General features: G+C 33.5%; 17 protein-coding genes. 6 read left to right on the top strand and 11 right to left on the bottom strand.

From position 1 onward, the window contains the following. Window position 1: 1 nt before the first annotated feature. From tsf to AC6EIZ_RS00815, 8 genes are all read right to left on the bottom strand, one after another. Window positions 2-658, bottom strand: coding sequence for a translation elongation factor Ts (gene tsf, locus AC6EIZ_RS00850; protein ID WP_498511556.1), 657 nt, complete (start codon window positions 656-658; stop codon window positions 2-4). A gap of 56 nt (window positions 659-714) precedes the next feature. After that, on the bottom strand, window positions 715-1,407 hold the full coding sequence (gene rpsB / locus AC6EIZ_RS00845) for a 30S ribosomal protein S2 (RefSeq protein WP_498511554.1): 693 nt from the start codon (window positions 1,405-1,407) through the stop codon (window positions 715-717). Window positions 1,408-1,546: 139 nt separating this feature from the next. Further along, a complete protein-coding gene (locus tag AC6EIZ_RS00840) occupies window positions 1,547-2,479 on the bottom strand; it encodes a glycosyltransferase family 2 protein (RefSeq protein WP_498511552.1) in 933 nt (310 codons plus the stop codon). Between the two features lie 90 nt (window positions 2,480-2,569). Further along, window positions 2,570-2,725, bottom strand: coding sequence for an Asl3888 family RNA-binding protein (locus AC6EIZ_RS00835; RefSeq protein WP_011293689.1), 156 nt, complete (start codon window positions 2,723-2,725; stop codon window positions 2,570-2,572). 36 nt (window positions 2,726-2,761) lie between these two features. Further along, a complete protein-coding gene (locus AC6EIZ_RS00830; protein ID WP_498511550.1) occupies window positions 2,762-3,454 on the bottom strand; it encodes a DevA family ABC transporter ATP-binding protein in 693 nt (230 codons plus the stop codon). 34 nt (window positions 3,455-3,488) lie between these two features. Further along, window positions 3,489-4,655 (bottom strand): ABC transporter permease DevC, encoded by a 1,167-nt coding sequence (gene devC / locus AC6EIZ_RS00825; protein ID WP_498513134.1) that lies wholly within the window; start codon window positions 4,653-4,655, stop codon window positions 3,489-3,491. 8 nt (window positions 4,656-4,663) lie between these two features. Then, on the bottom strand, window positions 4,664-5,572 hold the full coding sequence (locus AC6EIZ_RS00820; protein ID WP_498511549.1) for a lipid ABC transporter permease: 909 nt from the start codon (window positions 5,570-5,572) through the stop codon (window positions 4,664-4,666). A gap of 2 nt (window positions 5,573-5,574) precedes the next feature. Continuing rightward, entirely contained in the window at window positions 5,575-6,270 is a 696-nt protein-coding gene (locus AC6EIZ_RS00815) for a phycocyanobilin:ferredoxin oxidoreductase (RefSeq protein ID WP_498511547.1), read from the bottom strand. Between the two features lie 386 nt (window positions 6,271-6,656). Here AC6EIZ_RS00815 and AC6EIZ_RS00810 point away from each other — a divergent pair, with 386 nt between their 5' ends. Together AC6EIZ_RS00810 and AC6EIZ_RS00805 are read left to right on the top strand one after the other, a co-directional pair. Then, window positions 6,657-7,895, top strand: a complete 1,239-nt coding sequence (locus AC6EIZ_RS00810; RefSeq protein ID WP_498511545.1) for a M16 family metallopeptidase — start codon at window positions 6,657-6,659, stop codon at window positions 7,893-7,895. Between the two features lie 35 nt (window positions 7,896-7,930). Then, entirely contained in the window at window positions 7,931-9,139 is a 1,209-nt protein-coding gene (locus tag AC6EIZ_RS00805) for a M16 family metallopeptidase (protein WP_498511543.1), read from the top strand. An 18-nt stretch (window positions 9,140-9,157) separates the two neighbouring features. Here AC6EIZ_RS00805 and AC6EIZ_RS00800 read toward each other — a convergent pair whose 3' ends face one another. Further along, entirely contained in the window at window positions 9,158-9,379 is a 222-nt protein-coding gene (locus tag AC6EIZ_RS00800) for a DUF3148 domain-containing protein (RefSeq protein WP_498511541.1), read from the bottom strand. 147 nt (window positions 9,380-9,526) lie between these two features. Here AC6EIZ_RS00800 and AC6EIZ_RS00795 point away from each other — a divergent pair, with 147 nt between their 5' ends. From AC6EIZ_RS00795 to AC6EIZ_RS00785, 3 genes are read left to right on the top strand one after another with little or no spacing between them, the layout of a single operon-like run. After that, window positions 9,527-10,036, top strand: coding sequence for a biotin transporter BioY (locus AC6EIZ_RS00795; protein WP_498511539.1), 510 nt, complete (start codon window positions 9,527-9,529; stop codon window positions 10,034-10,036). A 20-nt stretch (window positions 10,037-10,056) separates the two neighbouring features. Continuing rightward, entirely contained in the window at window positions 10,057-10,509 is a 453-nt protein-coding gene (gene lspA / locus AC6EIZ_RS00790; protein ID WP_498511537.1) for a signal peptidase II, read from the top strand. 18 nt (window positions 10,510-10,527) lie between these two features. Continuing rightward, the gene (locus AC6EIZ_RS00785; protein ID WP_498511535.1) at window positions 10,528-12,081 is read left to right on the top strand and encodes a YcjF family protein; all 1,554 of its coding nucleotides are present in this window, start codon (window positions 10,528-10,530) and stop codon (window positions 12,079-12,081) included. A gap of 112 nt (window positions 12,082-12,193) precedes the next feature. On the opposite strand, the gene AC6EIZ_RS00780 is transcribed toward AC6EIZ_RS00785, so the two are convergent. Beyond that, the gene (locus AC6EIZ_RS00780) at window positions 12,194-13,564 is read right to left on the bottom strand and encodes a pyridoxal phosphate-dependent decarboxylase family protein (RefSeq protein WP_498511533.1); all 1,371 of its coding nucleotides are present in this window, start codon (window positions 13,562-13,564) and stop codon (window positions 12,194-12,196) included. 153 nt (window positions 13,565-13,717) lie between these two features. On the opposite strand from AC6EIZ_RS00780, the gene AC6EIZ_RS00775 reads away from it, so the two are divergent. After that, on the top strand, window positions 13,718-14,185 hold the full coding sequence (locus tag AC6EIZ_RS00775) for a nucleoside deaminase (protein ID WP_498513132.1): 468 nt from the start codon (window positions 13,718-13,720) through the stop codon (window positions 14,183-14,185). On the opposite strand, the gene AC6EIZ_RS00770 is transcribed toward AC6EIZ_RS00775, so the two are convergent. Further along, window positions 14,168-15,328, bottom strand: coding sequence for a pyridoxal-phosphate-dependent aminotransferase family protein (locus tag AC6EIZ_RS00770; RefSeq protein ID WP_498511532.1), 1,161 nt, complete (start codon window positions 15,326-15,328; stop codon window positions 14,168-14,170). The genes AC6EIZ_RS00775 and AC6EIZ_RS00770 overlap by 18 nt on opposite strands. Between the last annotated feature and the right edge of the window lie 9 nt (window positions 15,329-15,337).

Genomic DNA, 15,337 nt, shown 5'->3' with positions numbered 1-15,337 from the left:
ATCAACCTGAAGTCATAGATGCGACCTCTTCTGCAAAGTCAGGTCCTTGAACCTCAATCCCCTCTCCAAGTGTATATCTAGTAAATCTGCGAACCTTTAAATTTTCTCCTATTTTTCCAGCAACTTGTTTTACCAACTCTTCAACAGTTATTGAACTGTCTTTTATAAACGGCTGCTCAAGGAGAGCCATTTCTTTTAATCTCTTTCCAATTCTCCCTTCAACAATTTTAGCTTTTATCTGATCAGGCTTTCCTGAAAGATCATCTCTACCCATCTCTATTTCTTTCTCCTTATTGGCAATTGATTCTGGAATTTGATCAACGCTAACATATTCAACATTTGGGCAAGCGGCGACTTGCATAGAAAGGTCTCTCAATAGGCCTTGGAATAAATCTCCTCTGGCCACAAAGTCCGTCTCACAATTCAGCTCAAGAAGTACACCTACGCGAGAACCTGTGTGTATGTAACTACCTACAGCACCCTCGGCAGCAACTCGACCTGATTTTTTTTCTGCACTGGCAATACCTTTTTGTCTTAACCACTCAATAGACTTTTCCATATCACCCTTATTTTCAATTAGGGCTTTTTTGCAATCCATCATCCCTGCAGATGTCTTATCTCGCAGTTCTTTGACGAGTTTAGCTGTTATATCCGGCATTTTATTTTAGGTAGTGAGAATAAGGTTGTTAAGAATTTATCAAATAAATGTATTAACTAGTCATTAGGGCCATGCCTTCCTTCATTAATAGCATCAGCAAGTCTACCCAAGACTAGTTGAACAGATCGGACAGCATCATCGTTGCATGGTATTGGAATTTCACATAAATCTGGATCGCAATTAGTATCAAGCATTGATACTAAAGGAATATCTAGTTTTCTAGCCTCTAGAACAGCGTTTGTTTCTCGCCTTTGATCAACCAAGACGACAACATCGGGCAGTCGTCTCATTCCTTTAAGTCCACCTAAATATTTTTGCAATCGTTCTAATTCTCTACGTAATACGGCCCCCTCCTTTTTGGGGCGCATTGCAATAGCACCACTTGATTCCATTCTTTCAAGATCTTTAAGTCGGTCAATTCTTGCTTTCATTGTTGTCCAATTAGTAAGCATCCCTCCCAACCATCTTTGATTAACGTAGGACGCACCGCACCTCATAGCCTCTTGAGCAACTACTTCGGAAGCTTGTTTTTTAGTACCAACAAAAAGAAATCGTTTACCGCTTCTTGCTGCTCCTCTTGTCCATTTGTAAGCACTATTCATACAAACAGCGGTTTTGACTAAATCAATAATATGGACCCCATTACGAGCAGAATAGATGTAACGGGACATCTTGGGATTCCATCTTCTTGTCTGATGCCCAAAGTGAGCACCAGCTTCCATCATCTCTGAGAGAGAAACTACAGCCATGTTTTTGTTGTGGGTTCCGGGTTCGCCTCCACCCAACAGGGACAAAGTAAATCTGGATTAAATAATCAAAATTTATTTATCACCCGAAACAGTCAGGTGTGCGGTTTTAAATTGCAATTCTAATCTAACAAATCATGGCTCACCGAAGTCCAATTAATGATGCTTCTCTAAAAATTTGTCTCACTCCAATCAAATTAAGAGGAAGTCTTAACAATTCCATAGCCAAGCCAGATTGACCATTTTTTATCAAAATAGACAAGATCGGTCTAAGAGTTTTTGTATTAATAAGCCCGCCAAGAGTTAAAAATTCCCAAACAAAACGATGAATAAATGTATATTGAATTATAAATCTCACTCTTAAAGTTGGGTGCTTACGATAAAAAACCAATCCCATCTTTGCTCTTTCTTTTTCAATTCGAATCAAATTAGGAATTTGATCAAGAGCTAATGCTGGATGCCAATGATATCCAATAGCTTTTGGACATTTAATAAGCTTGACTCCCATATTTCTTAGTCTTTCTCCTAGTTCCAAATCCTCCCAACCATAAAGTCGAAAAGATGTATCAAAAAGGCCTGATTTTTCTAAAACCTTTTTATCAATAGCAACATTTCCAGTAGCAAAGTAAGCCCAAGATAAATCTTGCAGTTTAAAAGGTTCAGAATTTGGATTATTAAAATTAGAAGTATTTATTACTGATCCATAGGTAAAACATTTTCTATTACCATTTTTTTTCCAAGCTTTGAGTAATGAATCAACATGGTTCCTAAGGAAAAACTTATCAACGACTAGATCACTATCAATAAAAACAATTACATCACCTTTTGAATTTCTGACTCCAAAATTTCTTCCTAGAGCTGGTCCACCATGCGTTTGTTCAAAGAGTCTTAAGTGAGGAAAAGTCTCAATATTATTTCTTAGCCAATCAATAGTCCCATCTGTTGATCCGTCATCGACAATTACAATCTCGTAATCATAGATTTCACCACTCCATGTTTGATTTTCTAATGAAATTAGACACTTTCTTAGTATTGGAAGTCTATTGTAAGTTGGTATAACAACGCTGATTAACATCCTAAATTAAAAAGATAAAGTGAAAATCTTTGTTCAAACACTTTAAATTAAAGGATTTAAACAGAATATTTTCTAATTTAAAATAAATTCTTAATCAGCGGCTCCTCCGTTATTTGCCGTACCGGTAACACCATTACCTGCCCCTTCACCTCTACCATCATTGCGAAGCTTGCGCTTCTTGAATTTCCTCGCATAAGCCCTATTTCTCTCTTGCTTCTCTTTTTTAAGATTTCGTCTTTTGGACATGCTAGTTCCTACAAAATTTAATATCTATATAATTTACTAAACAGAGGGCAATAATTGACCATCTTCCATGCGCAAGAGACGATCTGCTACATCCAATATTCTTGGATCATGAGTGACCATCAATACTGAACAGGATTGTTCTAAAGCTAGTTTTTTTAACAAATCAACAATTTCTCTACCAGTTGAACTATCTAATGCAGATGTTGGTTCATCTGCTAATAGTAATTTGGGTCTGGCAGCAAGCGCTCTTGCAATAGCAACTCGCTGTTTTTGGCCACCTGACAAATCATGTGGCAGCTTACATAAGTGATCTTCTAAACCAACAGCTCTAAGCCATTCTCGAGACTGCGCCCTTCGAGCCTTATATGAAAATCCATTTAAAAGGTCAGCGCCCATTTGGACATTTTGTTCAGCAGTAAGACATCTCAAAAGATTATGCCCCTGAAAAATCATGCCAATATTCTTTCTAAGATTCTGTCTAGTTTTTCGGCTTGCCCCAAAAAGCTGTTTCCCAAAAACTTGAATGTCACCATCTTGAACCTTGCGAAGAGCTCCAATCAACGTTAGAAGAGTGGTTTTTCCACATCCGGAAGGTCCTGTCAGTAAAACAACTTCCCCAGGAGAAATTTCCATAGAGATAGATTGAAGAACATGTCTTTTCATTTCTCCATGCCCATACCAATGATTTAAAGAAGAAATATTTAAAGTATTTTTTTTTGTATTTTTCATAATTTATTTAAATTTAAAAAACTCGATTTATTCATCAAAATATCTCAGCTGGGTCCGCATCAGCCAATTTTTTCATAGCAGCTAATGCTGATCCCATGCACATAAAAAGTATCAGGCAAAATATAATCGATGCTCTACTGAAACTCATTTCAACAGGTAATTTAGTTGATGATCTAACCAAAGCATACAAAGCTTGTCCTGAAACATAAGCAGGAATATATCCCATTATTGATAGAATGAATCCTTCTCTAGCTACAACTCCTAATAAGCTTCTTAAGTTATATCCCATCGCCATTAAGGTTGCATATTCAGGTAAATGATCACTTACATCACTATAGAGGATTTGATAAACAATTACACAACCAACAATAAATCCCATTGCAGCGCCCAATGTAAAAATAAAGCCAATCGATGTACTACTTTTCCAATAATTCTTTTCAAAATCTATAAATGATTTCAAAGACATAACTTTAACGTCACTGGGCAAACTTATATTTAATGAGCGAACAACTTTTTCAATATCAGATCCTTTCTCTAACCTTACTAAACCAATTTCGATACTTCCTTTAGGATTACCGGGAGATAATTCTAAGTATGTCTCACTGCTAGTTATTAAATTTCCATCTGCGCCAAAGGAAGGACCTAAACTAACTATTCCAGAAACTCTAACTCTTTTACCTGCGACTTCAGTTTCAACTATACGTCCAGATTTAAACCAAGACGCAATAGGTCCAAATTCATCTCTGGAAAGATCATCAAACAAAACTCTTCCTTTGTTTTTTAAAGTTTTAGCCTTTCTCTCAAAATCAGAATCAATCAACAAAGGCTTACTCGGCTCAAAGCCCAAAGCAAGAATAGATCTTGTTGATAAATTTTCAGGATTTCGCCAAAGCAAAAAATTCCAATTAACCGCAGTTGTTCCAGTTACATTTTTATGAGCCATTGCTTGAACTAATCTTCTTCGAGGAAACCCACTCATACTTATTGAACTTTTTGAGCGAGGACTAATTAAGACCAAATCTGCGTCAAACAACTTATGAACAGTAACACTTGCGTCAAATAAACCATCTCTGAAACCTAATTGCATAAACATCAAGATTCCTGCAAATGCAATTCCAGCAATAGCTACCAATATCCTTAAGGGTTGTCTTGTCAGCAAGAGCCAAGCAAGAGGTATTTTTCTTTTATTTAAAAAATTAATTAAATCCACTACGGCTGAAAACGAGCAATGACTTTCATTCCAGTAAGGTGAGAAACCTTTTTAGATGAAGAATTATCAAGCTTTACTCTGACCTCAACAACCCTTGAATCAGCATCACCAGTTGGATCAGTTGAAAGAACTCTTCTTTGCCTGACTTGTGGACTGATCAAGCTAACTTGACCACTTAAAGACCCATTAAAACCTCCATTCTCACTAATCAATTCAACAGATTGACCCATTTGAACTCTATCTATATCGGACTCATAAACTTCAATAAGCGCTTCCATTAGTTGGTTAGCACCTACATTAACTACACCAGACGAATTTGGTCTCTCTCCCTCACGAACTAAGATTTGCAGAACAATCCCATCAATTGGACTTTTTAATTCTGTTTGTTCTAAGTCAACCTTAATTGAATCGATAGCAGACTGAAACTTTAATGTACTGGTCTCAGAAATAAACAAATCGTCTTTCATCTTATCTAAAACAATTTCAGCCACTGCTCCTTTATCAACAAGATTTTGATATCTATTTATTTCCCTTTTTTTTATCCTGATTTCACTCATTAATACATTTAAATTAGCTTTTGCAGATTCCAAATCGGCTTCAAGCTTGGAACGATTATCAAAAACAGCCAAGATTTGGTCCTTTATAATAGAGTCGCCTTCTTGAATTAATAATTTAGATAATCTTGGTGTACCGCCTTTTCCACTAGTTGGAGCTGCTAATTTTCTTACTTCGCCGTGAGGATTTAATTGGCCCAATGCAGCTACACCCTCAATCTTTTCAATAACTTCAATATCCTTGAGAGATTGACTAAGTTCTAAATTTTTGTTATTACATCCACTAACTAATATAACGCTTAAGTTTGTGATACCAAGAAGAAGTAAATTTTTTAAAGATAAATATTTAAACATAACTAGCAATCAAAAAGTATCTTGTTTATGTATTCGTTTGCCCATGATGAACCAAAAAATTTAGTTAGAATCCCTCTAGTTTTATCATTACGTTTTTGATTTAAGCAATATCGTTTTTGATAATTAAGTCTATTCATTGTGTCCAACGAATTAATTTCGTCAATATCTACATTAACTAACAATGACAATAATAGTGACAAATATTGATCAATGAGTTTTAAAAATGATTTTTCCTCAAGAGAATCAATTGGACGAATAAAGCATACATACGGAGAAAAGATAAATCCCCATTCTGGAAGCTTCCCCGGTTCTTTGAATTTAGGGACCTTTAATGATCTGATTTGTGAAATCAAAGAATCAGGCAAATGTTTTCCAACAGGAGACAAATCAACAATGGCGGCGGAAATATTATTTGAATTAACTACCAAATCAGCTCCAAACAAGGGAAGTTCATAGCAAGGGTCTGGGAAAAAGACGCAATGAAGGATTTGCAATGATTTACCAAGTTTTGCGACTTCCAAATGAATTTTTCTAAATCCTTTTGCCTGATAAAACTCGTTTAGAATAAATAAATCCTCATTATTTAGGTTGTTATAAATCCTGCTCAACTTAGGATCAATATTTAGAGGTTCAACATCAATCAAGGAATTGATTCTATTATTGATAAGTTCGTAAGCCTCAACCAAAAGAGGATTCAATTTATTTTGAGTATAAAAAACTGACTTCAAAACCAAGTACTCAAGCTAAAAAGGTTTGATCAAGAATCATAGAAACTGTTTATTTATAAATACACTTGCACAATATTATATTATTAATAAGGCTCAAAAAACTGACAAAAAGAGATTTTATGCAAAGAAAAGTGAATAAGCACAAGATAAATACTTGAAATAATGATAAAAAATATATATTAACAGAAAATCAACTTAATAAAACTAATTTAAATATAAATATAGATCTAAAGTCATATAAAACTTAAATTGACTGTCCAATTTAAGAATTTTAAAACCATAGAATTACAAAATTATAAATCTGATTAACATAAGCCATATAGCATAAAGATTTAGCTTGCTTTAAAATATTTAAAATGAAAGTAAATCATTGGTCATTGCCTAATGGCGCTACATGTGTTCTAGCTGATACAGAGCAATCAACATTAACTTGTATTGACTTTTGGTGCAAAGCAGGAAGTCTTTGTGAAATAAAAGATGAAGAAGGAATAGCCCATTTCTTAGAACATATGATATTTAAAGGGAGTAAAAACCTTAGAGAAGGTGAGTTCGATTTAAAAGTTGAATCCTTAGGGGGAAGTAGCAATGCTGCAACTGGTTTAGACGATGTTCACTATCACGTTCTTGTACCACCAGAAAACATAGAAGAAGCACTAAAATTAATATTAGATTTAGTATTATTTCCTGAGATTGATCAAAACGCATTTGAAATGGAAAAAGAAGTGGTTTTAGAGGAAATCGCACAAAATATAGAGCAACCAGATGAAATTATTTATATGAAATTATTAAAAGAATGTTATAAACCACATAGATATTCTAGATCAATATTGGGCGATGAAAAAACCATTAAAAACTTAAAACCTAAGCAAATGAAAATATTTCATAAAAATCATTATATAGGTCAAAACTGTACGCTTTGTATTGCTGGTGAGTTACCAAAAGAAATTTATTCAATAATTAACAATAGTAAATTAAAGCAATTAAAAACATTCTCAGATAAAACAAATATTAGTTCAAAGCCTATTTTTAATAAAGGTTATAAAAAAGAAACTATTCCTAGGCTTGAAGGAGGAAGAATATTGAAAGCATGGAGACTACCACCTGCAAAAGAGCAGATATTGATTTTAGGAGCAGAAATTGCTGCCACAATGTTATGCGAGGGTAAAAGTAGTATTATTGTTAAGGACTTAAGAGAAGAAAAACGTATAATCGAATCAATAGATATAGATTTACAAATTCTTGAAGAAGGTGGATTAATCCTTTTAGATGTGAGTTGCCCAGAACAAAATCTTAAAATTGCCGAATATGAAGTCAACAATATTCTCAGAGAATTAAACAGGAACGTAGTTACTATTAAAGACTTGGAACGTGCGAAAAAACTAGTAAAAAATAATATTTATTTTGGTCTAGAATTAAGTGGCCAAATTGCTTCTACATTAGGAAATCAAGCTCTATGGGGTAGACATCAATCAATATTGAAATCAATAAATGATATATCATATTGGACATCTACACGTTTAAATGAATTAATTTTTCCATTATTTAATCCAGATAATGCATTTACATTAGTTGCTAAACCTGAGAAATTAATATGAAAATAATTCTGGACAAACTTAATAGTAAAAATATAATGTCTGCAAAACTATGGATAGTAGACGGAAGCAGAAATGATCCAAAAGATAAAAAAGGGATTCATCAACTTTTAAGCGCAACAATGCTTAGAGGTTGTGGTCCATACAATAATAAGTTAGTTGCTGAAATAGTAGAAAGTTCCGGCGCAAGTTTAAATTGTGATACATACGAAGATGGTCTTTTAATAAGTCTAAAATGTGTCGAGAATGATGCTTCTAAACTTCTTCCATTAATTGGTTGGATGATTACAAAACCACTACTCCAAATTGATCAGATTGAATTAGAAAAAGATCTAACGATAAAAGCTATTAATAGACAAAAAGAAAGTACATATCAACTAGCATTTGATGGGTGGAGAAGGATGGTATACGGTAATGGACCATATGGACATGATCCACTTGGATTAATCAAAGATATAAATAAAATCAAAAAGGATCACATAATTCCAATAGCAAGATCATTAACTAATAGAAAAAAAATCCTAGTGATTTCAGGAAAGTTTTCTATTAATATAGAAAATTATATAGAAAATTCAATTGCATTTAAAGGTATTAGTCAAAATTTTAATGACCAAAATAAAACATCTAAAAAATACAATAATTTTGAAATTGAGAATAAACCAAAAACTAGTATTTGTACAAGAACATTAGATACAAAACAAGTCATTCTGCTACTAGGTAAAGCAACAATTAGATACGATAATGAATCTGATATTTTACTAAGGTTATTATCATGCTACTTAGGTTATGGGATGTCAAGTTTATTATTCAAAGTCCTAAGAGAAAAGTATGGAGTAGTTTATGAAGCTGGAATTTATCATCCTATTAGAGAGAATCAAACACCATTTATAATGCACGCTTCTACTACTGAAGATAAAGCAATAATTACTCTAAAATTACTAAAAGAATGTTGGAGTAAAATTATTGATAATGAAATAACTGCTGAAGAATTAGATTTAGTAAAGATAAAATATCGAGGCCAAATGGCTCATTCCCTGCAAAGTATTAGTCAAAGGGCTGAGCATAAAGCTCATATCTTAGGGATTGGTTTAACGAAGGATCATGACGAAGAAACTCTATTAAGACTCGAAAATATAACGAGTAAAGAAATCAAGTATGCTGCAAATAAATATTTAAAGAACCCATTACTAAGTGTTTGCAGCAACAAAGAGGTTATTCAGAAAATTAATAAAAGCTGGGAAATTTAATCAAATATTATTTTATTTTTAGATATCACTATCCAAAAGCTTAAGTCTTTCAGAAGGTATCAAGAAATTACCCCGTCTAAATTTCACTTCTAGTAAATCATTTGGCCTTATTCCAATTATTTCTCCAATCTCATCAAGAGATACTAGATCTGGGGGCCTTAACATCGAGATGGAGTCTGCTGTCTTTAAATATGGCAAAGGTACTTGTAAGGATACTTTTTCTCCAACTGAAAATTCCATTATGACTATGTAGTTCTAAATTATCTTATTGACATATCAATCAATTTGTAAATAATAATGTATAAGATATTCTAATTAAATTCATTGCACAAATTTAGTATCGGAGTAAAAGCAATAACAGGCATAATGTTAATTATAGTATGCTCAATGATACCATCATCAATAATTCTTCCTCAAGAAGAGCTGTCTCTCTCAAATATCCCACTTCATAGCAATTGGCAAATCCAAGGGCTACTTTTGAATTCATTGATCTGTGGACCCGAAATTGGAACAATTTCTGCAATTTCATATTTGATTATAGGTTTATTATATTTACCTGTTTTTCATGGTGGAGGAAGTGTAGGTTATATCTTAACCCCTGAATTTGGGTACTTATTAGGATTTATTCCTGCTGCTTGGACATGTGGTTTTTTAGCTAAAAATGCTTCAAAAGCTAATTTAATCAATTATTCATTTTATACAATCCTATCATTATGCATTTTGCATATTACAGGTATTATTTATTTAATTTTTGGTAAACTCTTCGGAAATTGGTTAGATTCTTTATCCGATCTGATTTTGATTAATACTTTTTTACCTTTTCCAAATCAATTATTACTATGCATATCAATAAGTCTATTATCAATATTACTAAAACAAATATTAATAGTAAAATGATTTCCTTTAAGAGTAGAAAAATGAAAATAATAGTTTACTCTATTTTTATTATTTTTTTAGATCAAATTAGTAAGTTCTTAGTTTTAAGTACATTAGGCTTTGAAAGGTCTAAAAATATTATTCCTAATTTATTAAATTTCACCCTAATACGAAACAAAGGAGCTGCATTTAGTCTTTTTAGCGACTCAACAAACTTTCTTACGATTACAAGTATTATTGTTTCATTATTATTAATTACTATTATTTTAAAATACCCTCCGAGATCTTATTGGAATTTAATTGGACTTGCATATCTTTTAGGCGGAACGTTAGGCAATGGAATTGATAGATTATTAAAAGGTTATGTTGTAGATTTCATAGAGCTAGTTCCTATTAATTTTCCTATTTTCAATCTAGCGGATGTATCAATAAATATTGCTATAATATGTTTTTTAGTTGATATAGCTAAAGACAAGCCAAGAAAAAAATATTAAACAATTGGTTATTATTATATGAAAATCTATAGTTCAAAAAAAATAATATTATATATATCTATAATTATTATTAGCTTAATATTTGTGGGCTTGGTTGGAGCAATAATTAGATTAATAAATATACCTGCGGTATTAATCACAATTTTATTAATTTGCGGTTTAATTTATTCAAAGAAAATAGAGTGGATACAAACCAATCTACAATCGATATTTAAAATAAAAATGAAGAAGAAAATTATAGATTTTTCATTAACAACTAAAAAGCAAGCTGCAGATAAATCATTAAAAAGTATTGATCAGCTAATCAAATTAATTAATGATAAAGTCAAAGCCAAGGCCCTACAGGATGAGAAGGATAGAGTTTCATTAGAGTTAGATAGAGGGGATATTATTTTAGTAGTTTTTGGAATTGGCTCTAGTGGCAAAACCTCACTAATAAGAGCTCTTTTAAAAAGAATAGTAGGTAAAGTTAGTCCTGAAATGGGATCAACAAGAGAAAAAGAAACCTTCAGGCTAAAACTCAAAGGACTTCCAAGAGGAATAAGAATTATTGATACGCCTGGAATATTAGAAGCCGGGAAAGGAGGCAGAGGAAGGGAAAAGAGTGCATTAATAGAAGCACGCAAATCTGATTTAATGTTAGTAGTAATAGATGGAGATTTACGTTCTGAAGAAACAAGAATAATTAGGAGTTTATCTAAAGCAGGAAAAAGACTTTTACTTGTTCTTAATAAGATAGATTTAAGAGGAGAAAATGAAGAAAAAAGATTAATCGAAATTCTAAATTCTAGATGTGGTGATTTTATTGAGCCAAAAGATATTATTTGTACATCCTCCTCCCCTCAGACAATTGCAATCCCTGGGAAAAAGCCCTATCAACCAGCCCCTGAAATCGAAAGTTTAATTAGAAGATTAGCAAATATCCTACACGAAGAAGGTGAAGAATTAATCGCAGATAATATTTTGCTTCAATGCAGCAATCTTGGGAAAGAAGGTAAAAAATTATTAGTTAAGCAAAGAAGTCAATCAGCAAAAAAATGTGTTGATAAATATGGTTGGATGAGTGGAGGTGCATTAATACTAACGCCATTACCTGTTATCGACATGATCGCTGCGGCGGCTGTTAATGCTCAAATGGTCATTGAAATAGCAAAAATCTATGGTGTTGAAATTACCAAAGAGAGCGCAAAGAATTTAGCTATATCGGTAGGAAAAACACTTGCAACTATGGGTTTAGTTCAAGGTGGTGTTTCATTAATAAGCTCAACATTAAGTCTGTCACTCCCAACATTAGTTGTTAGCAAAGTAATTCAAGGTGTAAGTGTTTCCTGGCTTACTAGAATTGCAGGAGCAAGTTTTATAACTTATTTCCAACAAGACCAAAATTGGGGAGATGGTGGAATCCAAGAAGTTGTTGAGTATCATTACAACTTAAATAAAAGAGATGAGTATTTCAAAAGTTTTATTAGAAGAGCTTATGAAAGGGTTATTGATCCCATAGTTGAAAAAAAACTTAGAAAACTACCACCGAGATCAAGGCCTCCGAGGGAGGAGGGGTCATCGGACCTCTAAAGTCTAAAATAAAAACCAATGCCAAATAAATTAGGCCAATCAAAATTGATATTGCAGCTGTTATAAATGCCACTATATTTTTTTTGTTAAAAAAATCTTTATTCATTTTTAATCAAATAATTGATTGATTAATAAGATTAGACAAAAGTTTTAAATCCTCAAATTTAGTATTAGGATTCCCCATAACAGCTTTTAAATAATATCTATCTCCATAAATTGGTCTTGAGAGCATAAACTTGTTGACTAATAAAGAGTTTCTCGTTTTAATAGACCATTCGGAGGCTTGAGAAGAAGTACAATTGTTCGGTGTTATAGCTAAAAGATGAAGAGGTCCTGATATTATTTTAAATTTTGATGAATCAATTATTGATTCTAAATAACATCTTCTTTCAATAGATTCCAAAAGTATTTTTTCAATACCTTCTTCACCTAATTGTCTTAAACCAATCCACAATTTTAATGACTCGGCGGACCTAGTACCTTGAATACCAAGTTCTCCACCATGAGAGTCATTTCCTGTAATTGGTTCGGCATAAGGGAGTCCGGTTGAGAAGGTAGAAGAAAGATGTTTTTTATTAGCTACCAGTAATAAAGAGGAAGTTTTTGCGATACCCAATAATTTCTGTGGATTAACAGTTATGGAGTCTGCGGAACCTAAACCTTGAACAATTTCTGAAGTTATTTTTGATAGACCATAAATCCCACCAATTGCACCATCAACATGAAGCCAAACTTTTTCTTTTTTGCAAAAGTGAGCGATGTCAGAAAGTGGATCAATAGCTCCCCTTACAGTAGTTCCTGCTGTGGCCACGACAGCAAAACATTTTTTTCCCTGAGATTTTATTTTTTTTAATTTTGAAGACAAGGAAGAAATATCTAATTTACCTTTTTCATCAGTAGGGACTTTTTGGAAAGATTCTTGTTTAAGGCCCATAATCCTTAAAGATTTTGAAAATGAGACATGACAATCATCACTTGCAAAAAAAACTGCACTGGGATCATTTTCTAGACCAGCAACATTTCTTGCTATTACTAATGCCATTAAATTACTTAAACTTCCCCCACTAGCCGCTACACCTCCAGACAAATCACCAAGACCTAATTTCTGACAAAACCATTTACATAAGTTTCTTTCCAAGGATGTCAAGCTAGGTGATAATTCTTCAGCCAAAAGATTATTATTCAAACCTGCACAAATAAGCTCTCCTACAATCGATGCTGATAGAGGAGGAGGATCTAAATGAGCGAGAGCCCTTGGATGAGATGGTCGGTAAGAACCATTCATTAATAATTGAATATCATTCAATAAAACTTCATTGGATAAACCTTTTTTATTAGGAAAGGCCTCAGGCAAATCAAAGGAATCAGGCATTGGACCTTGACTGCCTGATTCAGCAAACCAATAACAAAGATTACTTGAGGCTTCAGCAAGAAAAGAATGAAGTTCTCTATCTAAATTGTGAGGTGATGCAAAAGGGTCCAAAGAAAATAAGTCTCTATTTGTAGTATTTGATGATCAAGTTCAAACCAAAAAAAATGATTAATCTCTAGATAAACATTTTATTTGATAATTCCCCAAACATCTAAAAAATTGTCAAAACCAATAGCACTGAGTCAGGAAGAAAAAATAATGTGGATGACAAGATTGTTATCTAAAGCAAAGCTCGTAGGAAAGAGAGGGGAAGTCCCTATTGCAGCAGTTATCCTCGACAAGAGGGGTAGATGTATTGGTTATGGAGGGAATAGAAGGGAAGCGATGAAAGATCCTTTAGGTCATGCGGAGTTGGTAGCGCTTCGACAAGCTTCTTGGATAAATAACGATTGGAGATTTAATGACTGCACTTTGATTGTAAATCTGGAGCCATGTCCAATGTGCGCAGGCGCTTTAATACAAGCAAGGATGGGAAAGATTATCTATGGATCTGCAGACCCCAAAAGAGGCGCACTAGGTGGAACGATTAATCTCGCAGAACATAAAAGTGCCCATCACAAAGTGTTGATTGAAAGAGGAATAATGGAAGTAGAATCTAGAAAGATAATCTTAGATTGGTTCAAAGATAAAAGAGTATTACCTAGAGAAAGTTTATTATCTAAATTTAGGTAATTCAGTTTCAAAAATGTTTATTATCTTATCTACATTAGAAGAGGTTGAGTTGTAACCCATCAAACCAATTCTCCATACTTTTCCAGCAAGATCACCAAGTCCACCTCCAATCTCAACCCCAAAATTATTTAGTAAATGTTTAGTAAATGCCTTACCGTCAACTCCTTCTGGTATTTTCACTGTTGTTAGCGTCGGCAATCGCAATTCTTCTTTAACGTGTAATTCTAAACCAATATTTTCTAAAGAACTCCAAAGTAGTTTCGAATTTTTTTTATGTCTATCCCATGAAACTTCCAATCCTTCTTCTGCTAACAATCTAAGCGCTTCTCTAATGCCAAAATTCATGTTTACAGGAGCCGTATGATGATATACCCGATCACTACCCCAATATTTGTTTAATAAAGAAACGTCTAGATACCAGTTAGGTACCTTGTCTTTTCTATTTGACATTTTATTCTCAGCTCTCTCATTCATTGAAAAAGGACCTAATCCAGGCGGGCAACTTAATCCTTTTTGACTACAACTATAAGCTAAATCAATTTTCCACTCATCCAAATAAAGAGGAACGCCTCCCAATGAAGTCACAGTATCAACAAGTAGTAAACAATTATATTTTCTACACAAATCACCAATTCCATCCATAGGTTGACAAACACCGGTGGAGGTTTCTGCATGAACAATTGCTAATACAGCTGGGTTATGCTTTTTCAGCGCATCTTCTATTTCGTCAAGAGAGAATGCATTCCCCCAATTTTTGTGAATGGTTTCAACATTTGCTTTATATCTTCCTGCCATATCAGCAAGTCGATGTCCAAAATATCCTTTAATAGCAACTAAAACTGTATCCTCTGGCTCAACAACATTTGCTAAAGTTGCTTCCATTGCGGCACTCCCTGTACCACTCATTGGAAGTGTTAATCGATTACTTGTTTGCCATGCATATCTGAGCAACTCTTGAACCTCACTCATCAAATCCACATAAAAGGGATCCAAGTGGCCAATGGGAGGCTGAGATAGCGCTTTCAACACAGCAGGATCTGCGTTAGATGGACCTGGCCCAAGCAATAACCTTTCAGGAGAAACAGTTGGACCAAAATCTTTACGATGTTGATTATCAACAGAAGGAAGAATTTGAGTGGCCAAGAAAACAGA

The sequence above is a fragment of the Prochlorococcus sp. G4PB16 genome (genome assembly GCF_059772465.1).
This window is presented reverse-complemented; position numbering and strand designations above follow the sequence as displayed.

Excerpts from the sequence above, each read along its gene's own strand:
- AC6EIZ_RS00830 (WP_498511550.1), bottom strand. The coding sequence starts at position 3,454 with ATGAAAAATACAAAAAAAAATACTTTAAATATTTCTTCTTTAAATCAT.
- AC6EIZ_RS00840 (WP_498511552.1), bottom strand. The coding sequence starts at position 2,479 with ATGTTAATCAGCGTTGTTATACCAACTTACAATAGACTTCCAATACTA.
- AC6EIZ_RS00810 (WP_498511545.1), top strand. The coding sequence starts at position 6,657 with ATGAAAGTAAATCATTGGTCATTGCCTAATGGCGCTACATGTGTTCTA.
- AC6EIZ_RS00800 (WP_498511541.1), bottom strand. The coding sequence starts at position 9,379 with ATGGAATTTTCAGTTGGAGAAAAAGTATCCTTACAAGTACCTTTGCCA.
- AC6EIZ_RS00795 (WP_498511539.1), top strand. The coding sequence starts at position 9,527 with ATGATACCATCATCAATAATTCTTCCTCAAGAAGAGCTGTCTCTCTCA.
- AC6EIZ_RS00835 (WP_011293689.1), bottom strand. The coding sequence starts at position 2,725 with ATGTCCAAAAGACGAAATCTTAAAAAAGAGAAGCAAGAGAGAAATAGG.
- AC6EIZ_RS00775 (WP_498513132.1), top strand. The coding sequence starts at position 13,718 with ATGACAAGATTGTTATCTAAAGCAAAGCTCGTAGGAAAGAGAGGGGAA.
- AC6EIZ_RS00805 (WP_498511543.1), top strand. The coding sequence starts at position 7,931 with ATGTCTGCAAAACTATGGATAGTAGACGGAAGCAGAAATGATCCAAAA.
- AC6EIZ_RS00820 (WP_498511549.1), bottom strand. The coding sequence starts at position 5,572 with ATGTTTAAATATTTATCTTTAAAAAATTTACTTCTTCTTGGTATCACA.
- AC6EIZ_RS00785 (WP_498511535.1), top strand. The coding sequence starts at position 10,528 with ATGAAAATCTATAGTTCAAAAAAAATAATATTATATATATCTATAATT.
- lspA (WP_498511537.1), top strand. The coding sequence starts at position 10,057 with ATGAAAATAATAGTTTACTCTATTTTTATTATTTTTTTAGATCAAATT.
- tsf (WP_498511556.1), bottom strand. The coding sequence starts at position 658 with ATGCCGGATATAACAGCTAAACTCGTCAAAGAACTGCGAGATAAGACA.
- rpsB (WP_498511554.1), bottom strand. The coding sequence starts at position 1,407 with ATGGCTGTAGTTTCTCTCTCAGAGATGATGGAAGCTGGTGCTCACTTT.